This window comes from Tanticharoenia sakaeratensis NBRC 103193 (assembly GCF_000963885.1).
Taxonomy (GTDB): Bacteria; Pseudomonadota; Alphaproteobacteria; order Acetobacterales; family Acetobacteraceae; genus Tanticharoenia; species Tanticharoenia sakaeratensis.
The window spans coordinates 1-19,351 of sequence record NZ_BALE01000003.1; the positions used below are offsets into that span (position 1 = coordinate 1).

Consider the following 19,351-nt stretch of genomic DNA (forward strand, 5'->3'; position numbering starts at 1 on the left):
CACCGGCCCCCATGCATCGGCCGGCCGATGCATGGGGGCCGGTCTCGCGTTCCTGACCGGCGCCGTGTCCGGGTCTCAGGGGCGGGGTTTTGGCGATCCCGGCAGCCAGGAGGCAGGCACGGCCTGCGCACGATAGATCAGCGCCGCCGTCACGCGGGCGCCGCCGAAGGTCATGGGGCCCCGATAGGGGCTCATGTATTCCCAGACGATTTCGCCTGATGGGGTGATCTGGAAGATGCGCCCGTTCATGCCTTCGTCGATTAGCGTGTTGCCGTTGGGCAGGCGCTGCGCGCTGCTGACGAACGAGCTGAAGAACGTCCAGGGCGGCAGGCCCGATTTCAGGGCGGTGTAATCCCATACGATCTGCCGCGTCGTCGGATTGATCTCGAGAACGCGCGACCCGCCATAGACGCCCAGCGGCACCCGGGGGAAACCCGCAGGGCCCTGATCGTCGAACAGCAGCAGATCGCCGGCGCCGGGCAGGCCTTGCGGGATCAGATGCGCGTCATGCTGGCCCGAGAGTTGATCGACGGGACGCGGGAGCATGTCGTGCGTGATGCGCCGGTCGGCATCGCGCGCGGGCTCGCCGAAATCCGGCCCCATGCGCCAGACCACATGCCCGGTCCGGCGGTCGATGATCAGGACGACGTTCCCCTTGCGGGTATCGATCATGATGTTGTCGGGCGCGAACCGCGTGTCACCGGCATCGAACCAGCGATTGGGCCCGAGCGGCTGCATGTCGTTGATTTCGAGATAGCCCCACGGATCGGGCGTCCCGGTCGCGGTGGCATCCGTCAGGGCTGCCATGCCGGAGGTCGAAAAGCCGAACTCCGCCAGATGATCGCCTGCGGTCCAGCGCCAGACGACATGGCCATCCGGCGCCCTGTCCTCGATCGCCTGATCATAGACGAAATGATTGGCAAGGGCTGCGATCCGGTGCGGAACGGCGACCAGCAGCAACGTGTCGCCGTTGGGGAGTCTGGCCCAGTCGTGGTTCTGCCGCAGGGGCGTGCCCGCCGTGCCCCATTGCCGCATCGCGTGGCCGTCCCAGTCGAATTCGGCAGCACTCTGATTGTTGGCCATCCCGGGCGCCATGCCGCTGATGGCGGCCGTCTGCAGCAGAACATGCCCTCTGGCACCACCCGTGAGCTTCGGGTCGATGATCGCCCCCGGCAGACCGGGATGCGGCCACTGGTGGATGTCATGCCCGGCCATGTCGATCACATGGGTGCGGCCGTCAGGCGCGCTGAAGACGGTGAACGTATCGAAGGTCTTGCCCGGCCGGTCGATGGTGACACCCGTCGGATAGACGCTCGGTTCGGCATGGGCGGCTCCTGCGATTACCAAGGCCGCCGCCAATGCTGTCGAGCGCAGTCCGAACATCGTGTCCTTCATGTCCTGAAGGGCCTCCCTTGTGCGAGCGATCCGACCCTCAGTGCCGGATCAGGATGTAATCGATCGTCAGATCGATATCGAAGTGGTCGCCCTTCATGTCCGGCGGCACCGGCGGCAGGGTCGCGCCCTGGAACATGCCGGTGGTCGCGGCGTCCAGCGAGTAGGAGCCGGACTGGCCGGTCATGCGCACCGACTTCACGTGGCCCGAGCGATCGAGGACGACATGAACGGAAGAGGGGCCTTCCTCGCCGTTCCGCGCCGCGTCTTCGGGGTAATACATGTGCGCGCGAATCCAGCGGTCGATCTCTTCGCCATAGTCGTCGGAGACGCCGCGGACGGAGTTGCGCGTCTGGTAGGGCGCGTTGATCTGACCGTTGCTGACCAGGGGGCCGAGCGACATGTCGATCGGCCCGCCGGAACCGCCGGCGCGCCCGTGGCGACGGCGCGTCGGGGCCGGTGACTGGTCGAACGAGAGGTCCATCATGTTCGCGAACGGGTTGTTGCTCGCGACCTGCGAGCGTCTGCGCGCACCATGATGGGCATGGGTGGTGGACTGCGTGCCGCGCCCGGACTGCGGGGTCGCAGGTGTGACGGGCCGCTGTTCGGGCGTCGGCTGCGGCAGCTCGGCCGACGGCGCCTGCGGCACGGGCGGCGCGCTGGGCGTCTCGGGCGTGGGAGCAGCCGGCGTCGGGCGGCTTTCGCTCTGGGTCTCGTTCTGGTTCTGGTCGCTCTGCGTCTGTTCGGTGGCCTTGGGCGGGCTGGCGCCACCGCCCTGATCCTGCGAACGCGGCCCGCGCATGCCGCTTCGCGATGGCGGCGTGTCGAACACCATGTCGACCGGCGGGCCCGGTTCGCCCTGGGGCGTGCCGTGCGCATGATGCGCGCTGGCCCAGATCAGAGCGAGCAGCAGCAGGACGTGCAGCACGGACGAGACCGCGAGCACGGCCAGAATGCCCGGCTCCTCGATCGTCTGCGGCCGCACCATGGAAGTCGTGACCGAGCGAAGGCGCGGGCAGGATTCGGGACGCGGGACAAAGGTGGTGTCGAGTCGTTCGCGACCGCCCGGCAGAGCGGGCTGCGGCCGGGCGATATGGCGTACGGGCGCATACAGCACCGGCTCGCGCCGTGCCTTGGGTTCCTGCGGCTTGCGGACCGCGCTCATGAAAGGTCGACCGCAGTCGGCAAGATCAGGTCGCTCTCGCTCGCCAAGACGCCAGGGCACATCGCAGCGGAGCATCGCCGCGAGCGGGACTATTGGAACAATGAAAACAGGTTATGCGTGTCAAAGCACATCATACGCAAGGGGAGGGTTGGGCAAACCGCAACGTTGTCCGGCCGCTATCGCGTTACGTGATGTAAACGACACGCAGAACGCCTGTTTTCGGATGCCGCAATGCCCGTAGAAGACCCTCCCGCGCCCGGACGCCTGATCGCGCCGTCGCTTGACGATCTCCGCACTGCCTTCGCGCTCGACGCCGACGTCTGGGCGGCGATCGAACGGATCGGGCCCTGTCGCCTGCGCGGCGATGACGGTCTGGAGCCCTACGAGGCGTTGCTTCGCGCCATCGCCGGACAGCAGCTCCACGGTCGTGCCGCACGTGCCATCTTCGGACGTCTGTGCGCGCTGACGGAAGACCGGATTCCCGGCCCCGCCGAGTTGCTGGCCCATGACGAGCAGACCCTGCGCGGCTGCGGTCTTTCGGGAGCCAAGATCGTGGCGATGCGCGGGGTCGCCGAGGCGAGGCTCGACGGGCGCGTGCCGAGTCGTGCCGAAGCTGACGAACTCGATGACGAGACGATCGTCCGGAAGCTCGTGACGTTGCGCGGTGTCGGTCGCTGGACCGTCGAGATGCTGCTGATGTTCACGCTCGGGCGCCCGGACGTGATGCCGGTGGACGATTTCGGCGTGCGGGAAGGATGGCGGCGCATCAAGGGCTATGACGCGCCCGTACGGCCGAAGGCGCTCGGGCTGGAGACGGCCATGTTCTCGCCCTGGCGTTCGGCCCTGGCCTGGTACTGCTGGCGCGCGTCGGAAGAAGGGAAGAAGGCAGCGGACGTTAATCCCCTGACCGGCTGAGGGATCAGTTCTCGGTAAGAAACGCGTTCATGATCGCCGAGAACTTTCGCGGTTCCTCGACATGCAGCCAGTGTCCGGCTTCCTCGATTCGCATCGCCCGGCTGTTCGGGAAAAGCTGGCGCATGACCGGGCGGTGTTCCGGCCGCACATAGGGCGACTGACCGCCGCTGACGAACAGCGTCGGCCCCGGATAGACATGACCTTCGGGAATGTAGGGCCAGTTCTCGATGTTGATCAGCGCATCGACGATCTGCGGCATCGCGATCGACCACCCCGGCTCGTCGCCGAGGCGGACATTCTGCAGCATCAGGTCACGCACGGCCCGTCCGGGAACGAGCGGCTCGAGCAGGGCCGCCGCCTGCGCACGGTCCATCGATGGAGGAAACCGGAGCCCCAGCATCGCGCGTGCGAAATCGGACTGGCCATGGCCGGTCCGCGCCGGTGCCATGTCGGCAATCAGAAGTCCGCTGACGGCCTCGGGATGGGTCAGCGCCACGATCATTGCCGTCTTGCCGCCCATGGAATGCCCGATGATCGTGGCGGGCAGGGCGTTATGATGCGCCAGTGTCTCGATAACGTCGGCCGCGAGCCCCGGATAGTCGATCGGTCCGTGCGGGCTGTCGCCATGTCCGCGCAGGTCGAGCGCCAGCGTGCGGCGCGTGCGGGCCGCCTGACGTTGCAGGAAGCCGAGATTCCGCGCGCGACCGAACAGGCCGTGGAGGAAGACGACGGGCGTCGACGGAGGGCGCGCGCCGGGTGTTCCGCCGGGCGCGTCGACGGGTACGTCCGGTCCGCGTTCAATCACATGCAGAAGCACGACGGCGCCTGTCTCCCTTCGGTTGCCGGCTGTCCGAAGCCGGCAGGCGTCATGGCAGTGCCGCACGGCCCCGTCGTTGTGGCGATCGGCGCGGGCGGCTAGGATCACATAAAGCGGCGTGTCCGCGATGCAAGCCATGGTCAATCCGGGAGTATCCGATCACACCGCCTCTCTCCCAGGTCCGAACGACTGATGCCGAGCGGCCTGACATGCCTTCGGGCCCGATGTCCGGGCGCGATCGCCGTGCCCGGATCCTGCATGCGCCGCGTCGCCTGCGCGCACTGGTTCGTGCGGACGAGATCTGGCTGACGGTCCTGGCCGGTTTCATCGGTGCTCTTGCGGGACTGTGTGTCGTCGTGATGACGCGGGTGACGCTGTTCGCCCATGAGGTCTTCTTTGCGATCGGCAACGGGGGGCGCCTGTCCGGACTGGACTGGGTGCCGCCGGAGCGTCTGTTGATCGTGCCGCCTCTGGGCGGGCTGGTGCTCGGCCTGTTCGGCGTCCTGGTGGCCCGGATCCTGCCCAGCCGTCCCATCGATCCGATCGAGGCCAATGCCCTGCATGGCGGACGCATGTCCGTGCGCGACAGTCTGATCGTCGCGACCCAGACCATCATCTCGAATTCCGCCGGTGCCTCGATCGGCCTGGAAGCCGGTTTCACGCAGATCAGTTCGGCCTTCGCCTCGTGGTTCGGGCGGGTATTTCGTGTTCGGCGGGAAGATCTGCGGATCCTGGTTGCATGCGGGGCGGGCGGAGCGATCGGGGCTGCGTTCGGCGGTCCGGTGACGGGCGCGTTCTATGCGTTCGAGCTGGTGCTGGGCACGTACTCGCTGGCGCGTCTGTCGCCCGTTGCCATTGCGGCCGTTGCGGCCGTGGGTGTGCAGCGTCTGCTCGGTGGCGTGGCGCCCGCCGTTTCGGTTCCCCTGGGTGATCCGCTGACGCTGGAAGCCGTCGCGCCGGTCGTGGTGCTGGCGATCGGCTCAGCGCTGGTCGCGATCGGGATCATGTATTGCGTGACCGTGACCGAATCGTGGTTCAGGCGTCTGGTGAAGCCGGCGTGGCTGCGTCCTGCTGTCGGCGGGCTGATGGTGGGCATTCTGGCACTGGCGTCTCCATCGGTACTCTCGGCCGGTCATTCGGCAATGCGCGTCGTGTTCGACGGGGGACTGACGATCCGGTGGGCGCTGGCGCTGCTGCTGCTCAAATCGGTCGCGTCGTGTGTCTCGATCGGATCGGGATTTCGTGGCGGGCTCTTTTTTGCGTCTCTTTATCTGGGCGTGCTGGCAGGAGCGATTTTCGGCGACGGCCTTCAGGCCATCGGGATCGGCGGACTGTCGCCGGCGTCCTGTGCGCTGATCGGGATGAACGCGATGGCGGTCGCCGTCATTGGCAGTCCGATGACCATGATCGTCCTCACGCTCGAACTGACCGGGGATACGAGACTGACGGTTGCAGCCCTTCTGGCATGCGTCCTGTCGCAGCTCGTGACCCGCCGGCTCTTCGGCTATTCGTTTGCGACCTGGCGCTTTCACCTGCGGGGCGAGACGATCCGGTCGGCCGTGGACGTCGGCTGGATGCGCTCGCTCAATGTTCGTCGCATGATGCGCGGCGCCCCCAGCCTGCTGCCGCGCGACACCACGATTGCCCGCGCCCGCGCGGTCTTTCCCCTGGGCTCGGTGCCGCGCGTCGTGCTCGTTGCGGCAGAAAGCCGATATGCCGGAATCCTCACGGTCTCCGATCTTCATGCGCCCGGATCGTCTCCCGATGCACCGGTCTCGACACTTGCGCATTACGAGGATGTGATGCTGACGCCACAGATGAACGTGCGGGAAGCCGTGACGACATTCGAGCGGGCGGAAGCCGATGCGCTGGCGGTCGTCGACGATGCGGAACGCCGCCGCGTGGTGGGGATGCTCAGCGAACAGCACACGCTCAGGCGCTATGCCGAGGAACTGGATCGCACCCGCCGCGCTTTGGCGGGCGAGGGCGCGCAGGATGGCCCCGTTCAGAGTGCGTACGTGACGCCTGTCCAATCATAGTGTGTGTTGCTTGACACTGCGCGATGGCGCCGGTAGCAAGCGCCTGCACCAAGGGGCTTTCGTTTCGGGAGCCGTCGGGAGTGCTGAGGATCGTGGCGGAGAACGGGCCCAGAGACCGGCCGGGGACGCAGGCTTCTCAGTCCAGCTTCGAGGAACGGCTGATGACGGCCGAACGTCGGGCGGGAGTGAGTAGTCTCTCGGAAACGGGTGGAAATGCGGGACGCAAGGGGTCGGATGGCCTCTCGCGGCAGGATTTCACGGCTCTTGGTCTTGTGTTCCGTCTGGGAACCGAGCTTGTCTCGGCGCTGGTGGTGGGAGTGGCGATCGGCTATGGGCTGGATCGCTGGCTTGGACACCGGCCGCTGTTTCTGGTGACGTTCTCGCTGCTTGGCGGGGTGGCCGGCGTCATGAACGTCTGGCGCTTCGCCTCGAAAGCCGGACCGAACTGACGACGTGTAGGCAATGATGCTTGGGGAGTGCCGACTTGGCAGCCGGATCTACGATTGACGCGCTCGGCCAGTTCGAGCTGCATCCGGTTCTGGGGCAGGTCGGAGAGACCTTGCGCTTCAGCCAGTCCCCCCTGTTCATGATCATCGCCGTCGTGATCGTGCTGGCTTTTCTCTATCTCGGGATGCGCCCGGCGGCCGTCGTGCCCGGCCGACTGCAGGCCGCAGCCGAGCTTTCCTACGATTTCATTCACGACATGGCGATTGATACGATGGGCCCCGGCGGGGCCGCGTTCTTCCCCTTCGTGTTCGCGCTGTTCTTCTTCATCCTGGCCGGCAATTACCTCGGCCTGATCCCGTTCTCCTTCACGTTTACGAGCCACATCATCGTCACGTTCTCGCTGGCGCTGCTCGTTTTCGCGGTGGCGATCGCGGCATCGCTGCGTCGCCAGGGACTGAAGTTCTTCGCGCATTTCATGCCCGAGGGCGCGCCGCTACTGATGGCGCCGCTCATCGTGCCGATCGAGATCCTGTCCTATCTGTCGCGTCCGGTCAGCCTGTCGATCCGGCTTTTTGCGAACATGATGGCCGGTCACGTGCTGTTCGAGGTGTTCGCCGGCTTCACGATCATGCTGGGAGGCCTCGGTCTCGTCGGTCATGTTCTGGCGGTGGCGCCGATCGCGATCAACGTCGCGCTGACGGCGCTCGAATTGCTGGTTGGGGTTCTTCAGGCGTATGTGTTCGCCATCCTCACCTGCATCTATCTGCGGGAAGCTGTCGTCGATGACCACGACGACGATACCGCCCATAACCCTGTCTCCGCGTAAGGATTGCATCACAATGGACGTCCAAGCCGCTCGTGAAATCGGCGCCGGTATTGCTGTCATCGCCCTGGCCGGCGTCGGCATTGGCCTTGGTAACATCTTCTCGACACTGGTGAGCTCGATCGCCCGCAACCCGGCGGCCCGCCCGCACGTGTTCGCACTCGGCATGCTCGGCTTCGCGCTGACGGAAGCGGTGGCACTCTTCGCGCTGCTGATCGCCTTCCTGATCCTGTTCGCCTGATCCAGCAGGTACCGGCCGGAAATACCAGACGCATGGCTATGTCCCGCATCCCGATGAACCGCGCGGCCGCGGCCCTGACCGTGGCGACGTTTGCACCGGCGGCGCACGCCGCGGGCATGCCGCAGCTGCAGTTCGACAACCCCCTGCTGCTTGGGCAGGTGGTCTGGGGTGCGATCATCTTCGCGGTTTTCTATGTCGTGCTCAGCCGTTCCGCGTTGCCCGCGGTGGCGCGCGTGCTGGCGCATCGCCGGGGGCGGATCGAGGGTGACCTCGAGATTGCCCGGCGGGCAAAGCAGGACGCCGATGCGGCTGTCGAGGATTTGCGTCGTGCACGGCACGATGCGGCTGTCGAGGCGCAGGCCAACGTCTCGAAAGTGGTCGCGGAAGCACGTGCTGCTGCCGAGGCCCAGACTCACGAGATGAATGCGCGGCTTGAGGCGCAAATTGCCGAAGCTGAAACCCGGATCGAGGCATCGCGCACCCAGGCACTCGGCACGCTGCGTGAAGCCGCGTCCGACACGGCCCGTGCGCTGGTGGACCGTCTGCTTGGACATCAGGCCGAGGGGCAGGACGTTGGACAGGCGGTGGCGGCCAATGCCGCGCGCCACGGTCTCTAAGGCACGCGCAGGAGAGACATGATGGTTTCGCACAGCCTGTTTGACGAACCGCGCTTCTGGTCCGCCGTCGCGTTTGTCGTGTTCTTCCTGCTCTTCGGGCGCAAGCTCTGGGCAGCGATCACCAAGGTGCTCGACGAGCGTGCAGAGGGTGTCCGGCGGGACCTGGATGAAGCCGGCCGGCTTCGTCGGGAAGCCGAGCAGATGCTTGAGGCCGCGACCCGGGAGCGGGAACAGGCCCTGGCTGAAGCACGGGAAATGATCGAACGTTCGCGCGAGGAAGCAGCGTCCATTGCCGCAGCCGCGCGCCGCGAGGCGGAAGCCGTGGCCGCGCGTCGCGAGCAGATGGCTCGCGACCGGATTGCTGCCGCGGAACGCGCTGCTGTGCGCGAGGTGCAGGATCTGGCGGCCGAGATCGCAGTTCAGGCAACGCGCGACGTCCTTGCACATCATCTCGAAGGCAATCAGCCTGTCGGGCGCCGTGATGCGGATGTCCTGATCGATGATGCCCTGTCGGCTCTCCCTGGCGCTCTCACCCGCGCGACGCAGGCGCGCGCCGCCTGAGCGTGGATTTGACTTCCCAGACAAACACGAGTGTGGCTGCCGGAACTCCGACAAGCGCCGGAGCGGCCCCTGCGGCCACACCTGTGCTTTCAGTGGTGATCGCCGTTGTCAACGAGGCCGAGAATATCGCCTCGGTGTGCGACGAGCTTGCAGCCTGCCTTCCCGAACTTCCCGATACCGAAATCCTGTTCGTTGATGACGGGAGCACGGACGGCACGATTGCGGCTCTTAGGGCCGCGCGGGCCAAAGGCTTGCCGAACCTCCGAATCGTTGCGCACGACCGCCGTCTCGGCAAGTCGGCGGCTCTGAGGACCGGTGCCGAACATGCCCGCGGCCGCTGGATGGCGACCATGGATGGTGACGGACAGGACGATCCCAAGGCGTTCGTCGCCATGGTGGCTCGTGCCGAGGCCAGTCCCGAGGGCGTTGCGCCGCTCGTGGTCGGAGTTCGCCGCAAGCGGCGCGATCGCCTGTCACGGCGGATCGCTACGCGTTTTGCGAACGGTCTGCGCCGGCGCCTTCTGCGTGATGGATGCCCCGACACCGGGGCGCCGATGAAGCTGTTCTCGCGCGCGGACTTCTTGCGTATCCCGCAGTTCGAGGGTGTGCACCGGTTTCTGCCGGCGCTGCTCGGCCATTATGGTGCAAGCCTGATCTGCATCGAGGTGCGTCATCGCCCGCGACTGCATGGAACTTCGAAATACACGAACCTGAATCGCGCGCTGGTTGGCATTCGCGATCTGCTCGGCGTGATGTGGCTTCAGAATCGCACGCACCTGCCGCGGTCGGTTTCGGAACGGTAAGGTGGCCCTCGGCCCCATGATTCGTCTCACAGCGCGCCATTATCTCGCCATCGCTCTGATTGCGTTTGCGACCCTGCTGCCCGGGCGTGCCAGCCTGCCGCCGCTGGACCGTGATGAGCCACGTTATATGGAGGCGACAGCGCAGATGCTGACGTCCCACGATTTCGTGGACGTCCGCTTTCTCGACCAGCCACGGTATCTGCAGCCAGCCGGGATCTACTGGCTGGAGGCGGTCTCGGTCGCCGTGCTCAAGGGCGGCCCTGTTCGAACAGCATGGCCATATCGGGTTCCGTCCCTGATTGCGGCCACACTTGCCATCACGCTGACCGCCTGGCTCGGCGCTTCTCTGTTCGGGGCGCGTGCCGGGTTGCTGGCAGCGGGACTGCTGGATGCGTCCACGCTGCTGACAGCCGAAGGCCGGATGGCCACCATCGATTCAACGCTGCTGCTGGCCGTCATGGTCGTGCAGATTGCCTTGTGGCGTGCCTATCGCGACGGACGTGCCTGGAAGACGACGCCGATCGGATGGGCGCTTGCCTACTGGATCGGTATGGGCTGCGGCATGATGCTGAAGGGCCCGGTCATCCTGATTCCGGGCCTGCTGACGCCGCTGATGCTGTGGGCCTGGGACCGCGATCGTCGCTGGTGGCACAATCTTCGTCCGGCCTGGGGCTGGCTGTTGGCGCTGGCTGTCGTTCTGCCGTGGTGCGTAGCGATTGACGTCGTCAGTCATGGAACGTTCTTCTCGCGCGCGGTTGGCACCAATTTTCTCGGGAAGATCGGACACGGGCAGCAGGCGCATGGTTCGCCGCCGGGATTTCACCTGCTGGTCTTCGCGATCGCGTTCTGGCCGGGGGCGGCGTTTGCCGCCTGGGCCGCGCCGGCCGTATGGACGCGGCGCGATCGCCCCGAAGTGCGTTTTCTGCTGTCCTGGATCGTGCCCCACTGGCTTGTGTTCGAACTGATTGCGACGAAGCTGCCGCACTACGTTCTGCCCACCTATCCGGCGATCGCAATCCTGACGGCGGCAGCACTCTGCACATGGCCGTGGCAGGTCGCGCGGCAACGATGGGCGCGTCTGCTGATCGGCGTTTATCTGGCTGTCGGAGCAGTGGCCGGACTTGCGTTCTGCGTGGCGGGGCCTGTGTTGCTGTGGCGCATCGAGCACATCATGTCGCCCCGCGCATTGCTGGCTGTCGTCGGCGCCGTGCCCCTGGTGGTCGCGGTATTCTGGCTGTGGCGGCAACGTGAGGGTGAACGTGCCGCGTGGAGCGCGATTGCCGCAGCCGTCGTGATCCATACCGGGCTGTTCGTTGCCGTCATTCCGCGACTGCAGACGATCTGGCTGGCGCCTCGAATCGCAACGATGTTCGCCGACTTCAAGCCATGTCCGAACAGTACGCTCGTATCGACGTCCTTCTCGGAGCCGAGCCTCGTCTTCCTCGTCGGCCAGGGCACCCATCTGCTCGGTCCGGACGCGGCCGCGACCTATCTCGGTGCCCACAGCCAATGCGCACTCGCGCTCGTCGACCGGCGGGATGGCCCCGCCTTCAGTGCCGCGATGGCCCGCCAGCATCTGATGCCCGTGGAGTATGGCCGCATCGTCGGCGTCAATTACTCCAACGGGCATAAGCTCGACCTGGGGCTATATGCGCCAGTTGCGCAATAACCCTGATCGCATGAGCGCGCCGAACGCGGCCCGGCGATCCTCGCTGGCCAGTGCCTGAATGATGCGGGCACGCAGGCTTGCGTGCCGTGTGGCCGTGCGGCGCGGATTGCACGCGAGATACGCCTCGATCCATGACGGATCGAACGGCGATCCCTGCGGCAGGGATCTGCGCCAGTAAGCCGCGGACCAGATCCCGCTCGGGTTGTCGCGCAGAAGTTCGGTCTTGATGAAGGGGGCCCGGCCGGAACGCAGGACCGTCAGCCAGTCCGTATGCATCGGGTTGACGGCCAGGAGCCGGGCCAGACCCCGTCGCCCTGACCACGAGGCGCCGATCCGAAGTCCGGAGGCCGCCATGGCGAGACCCAGACCCAATTCGCCGTGCAGCACGATCTCTTCCTTGGTCATGGCATCGAACGGTTGAGCAAAGACACGCTGAAGAGCGGGATGTGCCAGAGCTTCCGGCGTCAAAACGACAAACCATGACTGTAGATGACGTGTAATGGCCTGGGATTCGACCATGCCCCAGATGTCGTACTGGCGCGCGCGCATCGTGTCGACAAGTGGTGGAAGGGGCGCGAAGGGACCGAAGACGCTGTCATTGGTCAGCAGGATCTCGGATGCATCCCCGGCGCATCCTGCCGCAAGGAGCGCCTGCCAGGCGCCGAAATCCAGGCCCAGGTTGGGGCGGGGATGAAAAGTGACGTCGAGATCGGCAAGTCCGTCGCGCGCGCTTACGTCATTGTCGCGTCCGGACAGGGCAACATGCAACCGGTAGCCCGATTGCGCGATTTGACGGAGGAAAAACCGTGTGTGCGCGGGCAAAGCGCCCGTGCCGCCATGCTGCGCAAACAGACAAACCGGTCGGAGCGTGCGAGTTTTGTTTTCCATCGTCGCCTGATTACTCTAACGATATGAAGAAAGGGGGCGGAACCGCCCCGGGTCGCGGATATCGTTTCGATACCGTCCCGGGCGAGGCGGGGCCGGGTCCTTGAGACGACAGACCAAAACGTAGAATGGGACTTTTGCCGATGAGCAAGGCATTCATCGCCGCCGTTATTCAGGATTCGATCAACTGCACAGGTGTCGCCGCCAATCAGGCCGCTGCCGATCTGATGGACGCGATCATTCTCGAACTCAAGCGCGAAGGCGGCTTCACGCTGCCGTCCTTCGGCACGTTCACCGTGCGCAAGACCAAGGCCCGCAAGGCTCTCAATCCCCGCACCGGCGAACCGGTGAAGGTCAAGGCGGGCAAGACCGTGCGCTTCAAGGCGAGCCCGAACCTGAAAAAGGCTGTCTGAGACAGTATGTAACGAAAATGGCCGGTTCTCGGACCGGCCATTTTCAGCGGTGACATCGGCAATTTCAGGAAATCTGGCTGGGGCGGGAGGGATCGAACCTCCGCATGGCGGAATCAAAATCCGCTGCCTTACCGCTTGGCTACGCCCCACTGGATGACATTCATCCGCGAGGGCTTCGTATCCGACGGCGGGCGCGGCGTAAAGCCCGTCGTCGGGTCACGCCCTGCCGTTCTTACGCTTCGGGCTCGAGCGGGAGATCGGCCAGCCCGGCATGGGCCGGCATATCGATCGACGCTGCGTGGTCGGACGCTTTCAGGAATCCGAACCGTTCCGCCCGGTCCAACGCCTGATCGAGTGCTGCCATAGTGGCAGACAGATCCGGGCTGTCGTCGCGTTCCCAGGCGCGCAGCGTGTGCGTCCATACGCCGACAAGAGCATTGATCCTCACGATCCCGCCGAGACCATCCGTGTTGACGCCTGCAGCTTCGGCCATCCAGCGCATCGTATCGAGGGTCGCCAATCCCAGGAACGCGGTCAGGCCCGGATCATACGGCAGGGCGTGCAGAACGGCGCGCACGCCCTCGCGGTAATGCTGCAGCACGTCGAATCGCCGCATAAGCAGGTCGAAAAGACGCTCGCGCAGGGTTCCGGCACTTCCGTCGTCCCGCAGCGCACTTTCGTCGGCCATGCGGCCGAGGCGCAGCAGGAGGGCGGTCTTCATCGGAAAACGTGCGCGCACGGCATCCGGCGGCAGCCCGGCGTCCCGCGCCGCGTCCACCAGTGAAAGGCGACGCCAGCCACGGTTGGCGGCCTGATCCATCGCTGCGCGCAGCAGCGTCGAATCGAAATCTTCGTGATCGTGCGTCTCGGTCATCGTCTTTCCGATCAAGGCCCGTCAGGCCGTCTCATGTCGCCAGTTCGCGAGCGCGGGCCGTCGCAGCCGCAACGGCATCGCTCAGGGTACGCGGCCAGGCGTCGTCGCGCATCAGGATGTCCAACGCCCGCGCTGTCGTGCCGTTTGGAGAGGTCACGGCGCGCCGGAGATCGGCGGCATCCGTCGTGTCAGCCTCGAGAAGCGCCCCCGCGCCGGACACTGTGTGCCGGGCCAGCTTTCGTGCCAGATCGGGGGCGAGTCCCTGGGCGATGGCCGCTTTTTCCAGAAGCTCCGCCAGCAGGAAGACATAGGCCGGCCCGGAACCCGAAACAGCTGTCACGGCGTCCATGTCGGATTCGCGATCCACGACGGCAACCGCGCCCACGGCATGAAGAAGCCATTTGCAGGCATCGCGTGCGGCCAGTGGCACCTCGGGGCCTGCGAACATGCCGCTGATGCCCTTGCCGATAGCCGCCGGCGTGTTGGGCATGGCACGGATGATACGGTCATGGCCGCAGATTTCGGCAAGGCCCGCCGTGGTGCGTCCGGCCATGACGGACAGGACGACGCTGCTGCGGATCCAGGGCACCAGCGCCTCGGCAACCGAGGCCGCCGCAGCGGGCTTGACGGCCAGCACCACAAGATCGGGCCGGAAATCGGCGGGAATATCCTCAGGTGTTCGCGCAATGCGGTGCGGAGCGGGCAGGGGGGCTCGATGGCGGTCGAGCACCACGGAAGGTGCAAGACCGGCCTGCAGCCACCCGTCAAGCAGCGCGCCGCCAAGCTTGCCGCATCCGGCGAGGAGGACCGAGGGGCCTGTCGGTGAGGGAGACGGGCTCACGCTTCCCCGGCGCAGTCCAGCATTGCTGCCTCGAGAGCTTCGGCCGGGCTTTTGCCGCCCCACAAAACGAACTGGAACGCGGGGTAGAAGCGTTCGCACTCGTTGAGCGCGATGTCGATCATGTCCTCGAAGCCTTCCTGTGCGACCGAGGTTGCGCCACGAAGCAGGACGGCGTGGCGGAACACGGGCGTGAAGGTGTCCTGATCCAGACTAAAATGGCCGATCCACAGCCGCTCGTTCGCGAGCGCGATCAGTTCATACAGGGCGCGCCTGCGGGCGGCGGGCGCCTTGAGGTCCAGCGTGCAGGCGAAATGCAGGCCGGACAGCTCGCGCGACCAGGAGAAATAAAGGCCGTAGTCGCACCATTTGCCCGGCGCTTCGGCCGCCATTTCCGAATCGTTCCGGCGATCGAACGCCCATTCGTATCCGCCCACGATCTGTTCCATCAGATCAAGCGGATTGGTGTGTTCGGCGGGAGAGGAAGAGAGCGTGAGGGCAGGCATGCGAGACTCCCGAAAAGTCGTGGAGGCTGGCCCGTCACCAAAAGGCGCCGGGCGGCGCTCCTGATGTCTGCGAATCGCCGACGGTCCTGACGTCCATCGCGAGCGACCGGGACGCTACGGCCGCGACGCCAAGCCTATGTTCGGATTTTCGTCCGTGCAAGTCGTGGCGCGGAACGACCGCGAGACCCTGCTCCTACGGCGCTTCGGGCATGTCCGCGTCGGTCGCGTGACCCGAAGCATTCGCGGCCTCGAGTGTCGCGACACGGATCTCGAGCGCCGCGATGCGGGCTTCCGCGGCTTCCTGTCCCATGCGGGCGCGGGCAGCCAGTTCGCGCACCGCATCGAGTTCCTCACGGCGCACGACTTCGAGCGAGGCCAGCGTCTCGTCGATCCGCGAGCGGATCATGGCCTGGACTTCCTCGCGCATGCCGCTGAGGGCGGAATAGGCCCCTCCGGCAACGCCCGCGATATCGTCGAAGAAACGGGGCCGGTCGGTCATGTCGCTCACTCCATCATCGGCCATGGGACAAGACCCACGGCTGTCATCGTTCATAGCACACCCGGCAGGGGCAGGGTTCCCCGCCCCTTGGAGGCTTGCCGTCACGCCACTATAGCTTGTCTTCATGATCATCGTCACCGGCGGGGCCGGATTCATTGGATCGTGCCTGCATGCGGCGCTGACGGAGCGCGGCGAACGCTGCGTCATCGTGGACCGCCTGCGGGATGCGGACAAATGGCGCAATCTCGCGGCCCATGCGCCCGACGACATCATCGCGCCCGAGGCGCTGGACGATTTCCTGGCGCGCACGCCGAAGGTCAACGCCATCTTCCATCTCGGCGCCATCAGCAGCACCACCGCCCGCGACGGTGATCTGGTGTGGCAGAGCAACGTGGCGCTCTCCGCCAAGCTGTGGACATGGTGCGCCGACCACGACACGCGGTTCATCTATGCGTCGTCGGCTGCGACATATGGGGCGGCCGACGGGCCGGACGCGTTTTCCGATGCGCCCGGGAAGGTGGCGACCCTCCAGCCGCTCAATCTCTATGGCTGGTCCAAGCAGGTCTTCGATCTCAAGACCCTGCGCGCGGCCGGGACCGGCACGCGCGTGCCGCGGCAGTGGGCCGGGCTGAAGTTCTTCAACGTTTATGGCCCCAACGAGTATCACAAGGGATCGATGATCTCGGTCGTGAAGGTCAAATACGACGAGGTGGCAAGCGGCGCGCCGGCCCGGCTGTTCCGGTCCGACCGCGCCGATCTGGCCGACGGGATGCAGGCACGCGACTTCATCTGGGTGGGTGATGTCGTGCGCGTGATGCTCTGGCTATACGACCATCCGGATGTGAGCGGCCTGTTCAACTGCGGCACCGGCGTTGCGCGGACCTATCTGGACCTCGCGCATGCGGTCTGTGATGCGGCGGGCCGGCCGCGGGACGTCGCGTTCGTCGACATGCCGCAGGCGTTGCGCGGGCAGTATCAGTCCTATACCTGCGCCGACATGACGCGGCTGCGGGATGCGGGTTATGCCGAGCCCTTCACGACGCTGGAGGACGGGATCGGCCGTTACGTCCGCGACTACCTTGCGACCGGCCGTCCCTATCTCTGACATTCACCTTCTGACAGGCAGACCAGATCCATCATGACGCTTGCCGTGCTGCCGTTTCCGCAGATCGATCCCGTTGCGGTGCATATCGGGCATTTCGGCATCCGCTGGTATGCGCTGGCCTATATCGTCTCCCTGACGGCGGGGTGGATGATCGCACGCAGGCTGTGCGCGCTGGTGCCGGTCGTCGCCACCCGACTGCAGGTGGACGATTTCGCATCCTGGGCCGTGCTCGGCGTCGTGCTCGGTGGTCGCCTCGGCTACATTCTGTTCTATCAGCCGGCCTTCTATCTGAGCCATCCGCTCGAGATCATCATGGTCTCACATGGCGGAATGTCGTTTCATGGCGGAACGCTCGGCGTGATCGCCGCGATGGCGCTCTTTACGTGGAAGCATCGGCTCAGCTTCCTGGGCTTCGCCGACCGGATCGTGACCATCGTGCCGATGGGGCTCGGCATCGGGCGTTGCGCCAATTTCGTCAATGGCGAGCTGTGGGGGCGTCCCGCATCGCCCGATCTGCCCTGGGCCATGGTCTTTCCGACCGGCGGGCCGATCCCGCGCCATCCCTCCGAACTCTACGAGGCGTTGACCGAAGGGCTGCTGCTTCTCTGCGTGATGCTGGTCGCAGCCTCACGACCGGCATTGCGCCAGCGCTTCGGCTTCCTGTCGGGGCTGTTCCTGTTCGGCTATGCGTGTGCGCGGTCCTTCTGCGAGTTGTTTCGCGAGCCGGACGCGTTCATCGGTTTCCTGCCGTTCGGCGTCACGATGGGGCAGGTGCTCTGTGTTCCCATGGCGCTCGCAGGCATCGGGCTGATGACATACGCCTTCCGGCGGCCGCCGATCCTCGTTCCCAGCGTGGTGCCCGCCGATGCCATCTGATCCGACGCTTGCCGACACGATGCTGCGCAGCGACGCGCTGCCGCTTCGTCACGGGTTCTGCACCCGGCAGGGGGGTGTGTCGCAGGCTCCATTCGACAGCCTCAACTGCTCGCTGAACTCGCGTGACGATCCCGCAGCCGTGGCCGAAAACCGTGCGCGCGTCGCGGCGGCCATGGGCGTGGCACCGGATCGCCTCCTCGGCCTGACCCAGACCCATAGCGCCGACGTGGTGACCATCCGGCGCGGCGGCGCGGTCCCGGCCTGGCAGCCGGGGCAGGGGCCGCGCGCCGATGCGCTCGTGAGCGACGATTCGCGCGTGGCATTGGGCATCATCACGGCGGATTGTGCGCCTGTGCTCTTCGCGGATGCAGCACATGGCGTGGTCGGTGCCGCCCATGCGGGCTGGCGTGGGGCCGCAACCGGCGTGCTGGAGGCGACCGTCGAGGCCATGGTGGCACTCGGCGCAGAACGGGCCGACATCGCGGCATGCGTGGGCCCGTGCATCGCACAGGCCGGGTATGAAGTCGGGCCCGACATGCGTGATGCGGTTCTGGCCGAGGATCCAAAGGCGGCTGCATTTTTTGTCGATGCCGATCGGCCTGGCCATTTCCGGTTCGATCTTGCGGGTTTTTGTGTCGCCCGTCTGGGCACGGCCGGTATCGCCGCGCGCGCTCTTGGCGTGGACACGCTGACTGACGTCCGCCGTTTCTACAGTCATCGACGCCGCACATTGGCGGGCGGCGGCGAAATCGGTCACCAGATCTCTGTCATCCGTGCAGCGGACCAAGATGCTTCCTGACATGTTCTCCCGCCTGTCGCGCATCGCGACGTTCGCACTGGCCGTGCCGCTCGCAGGCTGCCTCGATGTGCCGCACCCGTTTTCCGATCCGGGAGCCGAGGCCCGCAAACTGGCGCTGTCGCCGCCGCCCGCGCGTCTGGACGTGCCGGTGCCGCCCGAGTCCCTGCTCGACAACGCCCGTGCCGGGACCTGGGCACAGGCGATGACCAGGGCGCTTCTGGACCAGGGCGTTCCGGCCGTTGCCCAGCCCGTGCGACCGGGCGACTGGTGGCTGAAAATGAGCGCGGTCTCGACGGGCGGCCAGATCGTGCCGCGCTATGCGGTCATGACGCCTCAGGGCAAGCTGCGTGGCACACAGGATGGTGACCCGATCGCCGCACAAGCCTGGTCGGAGGGGACGACCACCGTCCTCGACGGATCGGCCCGCCAGGTGGCGCCGGCCCTGGTCTCGATGCTGACCGGCATTCAGGCCGACATGATGAACCATGATCCCCATTCGCTGATGCACCGGCCGGCCAAGATCTACTTCAAGGGCGTGAGCGGCGCACCGGGAGATGGCAACCACAGCCTGGCCAACGCCTTCGTGAACTCGATCCGCGATCCGCAGGACATCCTCCAGAACAGCGCGAAAAGCGCGGATTACACCGTCTATACGACCGTGCGGATGAGCCCGGCCCCGCAGGGCGCCAATGCGAACCCGCAGCAGCATATCGAGATCGTCTGGCATGTCGCCGATCCGCACGGAACCGAGGCAGGGGCCGCGACGCAGCTGCATGATGTCGATGCGCATTCGCTTGATGGTGCCTGGGGAGAAACTGCGGATGCGGCGGCCCAGGAAGCGGCAGCCGGCGTGCGCCAGATCATCACGAACTACTCCGGCCGGGCCAATGCGCCGCTGCCGCCTTCAGGCGCGCCCAGGCCTGCCGCACCTTCGGCGGGCTGAGGGCGCACCGGACTCCGGACAGCGTGTGATCGATGCAGGGCAGCGGCCCCGGCCATCCGGCGCGGGCCGGTCATACGTGGTATTTTCCACGATCCTCGGTGCGGCTACTGCCGGGATGCGACTT

At 66.1% G+C, this 19,351-nt stretch carries 22 protein-coding genes and 1 tRNA gene; 14 read left to right on the forward strand and 9 right to left on the reverse strand.

Annotated elements, in window-relative coordinates; all coding sequences use genetic code 11:
- Nucleotides 1–75: 75 nt before the first annotated feature.
- Nucleotides 76–1,395, reverse strand: a complete 1,320-nt coding sequence (locus B8446_RS00690) for an aryl-sulfate sulfotransferase (RefSeq protein WP_084711944.1) — start codon at nucleotides 1,393–1,395, stop codon at nucleotides 76–78.
- Nucleotides 1,396–1,432: 37 nt separating this feature from the next.
- On the reverse strand, nucleotides 1,433–2,557 hold the full coding sequence (locus B8446_RS00695; RefSeq protein ID WP_048846199.1) for a TonB family protein: 1,125 nt from the start codon (nucleotides 2,555–2,557) through the stop codon (nucleotides 1,433–1,435).
- Nucleotides 2,558–2,788: 231 nt separating this feature from the next.
- Here B8446_RS00695 and B8446_RS00700 point away from each other — a divergent pair, with 231 nt between their 5' ends.
- The gene (locus B8446_RS00700; RefSeq protein ID WP_048846200.1) at nucleotides 2,789–3,472 is read left to right on the forward strand and encodes a DNA-3-methyladenine glycosylase family protein; all 684 of its coding nucleotides are present in this window, start codon (nucleotides 2,789–2,791) and stop codon (nucleotides 3,470–3,472) included.
- 4 nt (nucleotides 3,473–3,476) lie between these two features.
- Here B8446_RS00700 and B8446_RS00705 read toward each other — a convergent pair whose 3' ends face one another.
- Nucleotides 3,477–4,289 carry an alpha/beta fold hydrolase gene (locus B8446_RS00705; protein ID WP_048846347.1) on the reverse strand — a complete coding sequence of 271 codons (813 nt, stop codon included), beginning with the start codon at nucleotides 4,287–4,289 and terminating at the stop codon, nucleotides 3,477–3,479.
- A gap of 224 nt (nucleotides 4,290–4,513) precedes the next feature.
- Here B8446_RS00705 and B8446_RS00710 point away from each other — a divergent pair, with 224 nt between their 5' ends.
- From B8446_RS00710 to B8446_RS00745, 8 genes are all read left to right on the forward strand, one after another.
- Nucleotides 4,514–6,328 carry a chloride channel protein gene (locus tag B8446_RS00710; protein ID WP_048846202.1) on the forward strand — a complete coding sequence of 605 codons (1,815 nt, stop codon included), beginning with the start codon at nucleotides 4,514–4,516 and terminating at the stop codon, nucleotides 6,326–6,328.
- A gap of 161 nt (nucleotides 6,329–6,489) precedes the next feature.
- Nucleotides 6,490–6,777: an AtpZ/AtpI family protein gene (locus tag B8446_RS00715; protein ID WP_048846204.1), complete on the forward strand. Its 288-nt coding sequence runs from the start codon at nucleotides 6,490–6,492 to the stop codon at nucleotides 6,775–6,777.
- A 35-nt stretch (nucleotides 6,778–6,812) separates the two neighbouring features.
- Entirely contained in the window at nucleotides 6,813–7,601 is a 789-nt protein-coding gene (locus B8446_RS00720; protein WP_048846206.1) for a F0F1 ATP synthase subunit A, read from the forward strand.
- A gap of 13 nt (nucleotides 7,602–7,614) precedes the next feature.
- Nucleotides 7,615–7,839, forward strand: a complete 225-nt coding sequence (locus B8446_RS00725; RefSeq protein WP_048846208.1) for an ATP synthase subunit C family protein — start codon at nucleotides 7,615–7,617, stop codon at nucleotides 7,837–7,839.
- Between the two features lie 32 nt (nucleotides 7,840–7,871).
- Nucleotides 7,872–8,456 carry a F0F1 ATP synthase subunit B family protein gene (locus tag B8446_RS00730; protein WP_048846210.1) on the forward strand — a complete coding sequence of 195 codons (585 nt, stop codon included), beginning with the start codon at nucleotides 7,872–7,874 and terminating at the stop codon, nucleotides 8,454–8,456.
- A gap of 36 nt (nucleotides 8,457–8,492) precedes the next feature.
- On the forward strand, nucleotides 8,493–9,017 hold the full coding sequence (locus B8446_RS00735; RefSeq protein ID WP_048846349.1) for a F0F1 ATP synthase subunit B family protein: 525 nt from the start codon (nucleotides 8,493–8,495) through the stop codon (nucleotides 9,015–9,017).
- A 32-nt stretch (nucleotides 9,018–9,049) separates the two neighbouring features.
- Entirely contained in the window at nucleotides 9,050–9,820 is a 771-nt protein-coding gene (locus B8446_RS00740; RefSeq protein WP_048846212.1) for a glycosyltransferase family 2 protein, read from the forward strand.
- Between the two features lie 16 nt (nucleotides 9,821–9,836).
- Nucleotides 9,837–11,489: an ArnT family glycosyltransferase gene (locus tag B8446_RS00745; RefSeq protein WP_048846351.1), complete on the forward strand. Its 1,653-nt coding sequence runs from the start codon at nucleotides 9,837–9,839 to the stop codon at nucleotides 11,487–11,489.
- Here the strand turns inward: B8446_RS00745 and B8446_RS00750 are convergent.
- Entirely contained in the window at nucleotides 11,466–12,257 is a 792-nt protein-coding gene (locus tag B8446_RS00750) for a rhamnan synthesis F family protein (protein WP_241767566.1), read from the reverse strand. The two genes, B8446_RS00745 and B8446_RS00750, sit on opposite strands and share 24 nt — an antisense overlap.
- A 260-nt stretch (nucleotides 12,258–12,517) precedes the next feature.
- Between B8446_RS00750 and B8446_RS00755 the strand changes: the two genes are divergently transcribed.
- A complete protein-coding gene (locus B8446_RS00755; RefSeq protein ID WP_048846353.1) occupies nucleotides 12,518–12,787 on the forward strand; it encodes an HU family DNA-binding protein in 270 nt (89 codons plus the stop codon).
- A 74-nt stretch (nucleotides 12,788–12,861) separates the two neighbouring features.
- Here the strand turns inward: B8446_RS00755 and B8446_RS00760 are convergent.
- From B8446_RS00760 to B8446_RS00780, 5 genes are all read right to left on the reverse strand, one after another.
- Nucleotides 12,862–12,936: transfer RNA gene (locus B8446_RS00760), tRNA-Gln, on the reverse strand.
- Between the two features lie 83 nt (nucleotides 12,937–13,019).
- Complete coding sequence (locus B8446_RS00765) at nucleotides 13,020–13,661, reverse strand: TetR family transcriptional regulator (RefSeq protein ID WP_048846355.1); 642 nt, start codon at nucleotides 13,659–13,661, stop codon at nucleotides 13,020–13,022.
- 31 nt (nucleotides 13,662–13,692) lie between these two features.
- Entirely contained in the window at nucleotides 13,693–14,502 is an 810-nt protein-coding gene (proC, locus tag B8446_RS00770) for a pyrroline-5-carboxylate reductase (RefSeq protein ID WP_048846215.1), read from the reverse strand.
- Nucleotides 14,499–15,005 carry a type III secretion system chaperone family protein gene (locus B8446_RS00775; RefSeq protein WP_048846217.1) on the reverse strand — a complete coding sequence of 169 codons (507 nt, stop codon included), beginning with the start codon at nucleotides 15,003–15,005 and terminating at the stop codon, nucleotides 14,499–14,501. The genes proC and B8446_RS00775 overlap by 4 nt, the downstream gene beginning before the upstream one ends.
- 193 nt (nucleotides 15,006–15,198) lie before the next feature.
- Nucleotides 15,199–15,504 (reverse strand): accessory factor UbiK family protein, encoded by a 306-nt coding sequence (locus B8446_RS00780; protein ID WP_048846357.1) that lies wholly within the window; start codon nucleotides 15,502–15,504, stop codon nucleotides 15,199–15,201.
- Nucleotides 15,505–15,628: 124 nt separating this feature from the next.
- On the opposite strand from B8446_RS00780, the gene rfaD reads away from it, so the two are divergent.
- From rfaD to B8446_RS00800, 4 genes are read left to right on the forward strand one after another with little or no spacing between them, the layout of a single operon-like run.
- Entirely contained in the window at nucleotides 15,629–16,609 is a 981-nt protein-coding gene (gene rfaD / locus B8446_RS00785; RefSeq protein ID WP_048846220.1) for an ADP-glyceromanno-heptose 6-epimerase, read from the forward strand.
- A 33-nt stretch (nucleotides 16,610–16,642) separates the two neighbouring features.
- Nucleotides 16,643–17,485 carry a prolipoprotein diacylglyceryl transferase gene (lgt, locus tag B8446_RS00790; protein WP_048846222.1) on the forward strand — a complete coding sequence of 281 codons (843 nt, stop codon included), beginning with the start codon at nucleotides 16,643–16,645 and terminating at the stop codon, nucleotides 17,483–17,485.
- Nucleotides 17,475–18,284, forward strand: a complete 810-nt coding sequence (gene pgeF, locus B8446_RS00795) for a peptidoglycan editing factor PgeF (RefSeq protein ID WP_048846224.1) — start codon at nucleotides 17,475–17,477, stop codon at nucleotides 18,282–18,284. The genes lgt and pgeF overlap by 11 nt, the downstream gene beginning before the upstream one ends.
- A complete protein-coding gene (locus tag B8446_RS00800) occupies nucleotides 18,274–19,227 on the forward strand; it encodes a hypothetical protein (RefSeq protein ID WP_048846226.1) in 954 nt (317 codons plus the stop codon). The genes pgeF and B8446_RS00800 overlap by 11 nt, the downstream gene beginning before the upstream one ends.
- Nucleotides 19,228–19,351: the final 124 nt, after the last annotated feature.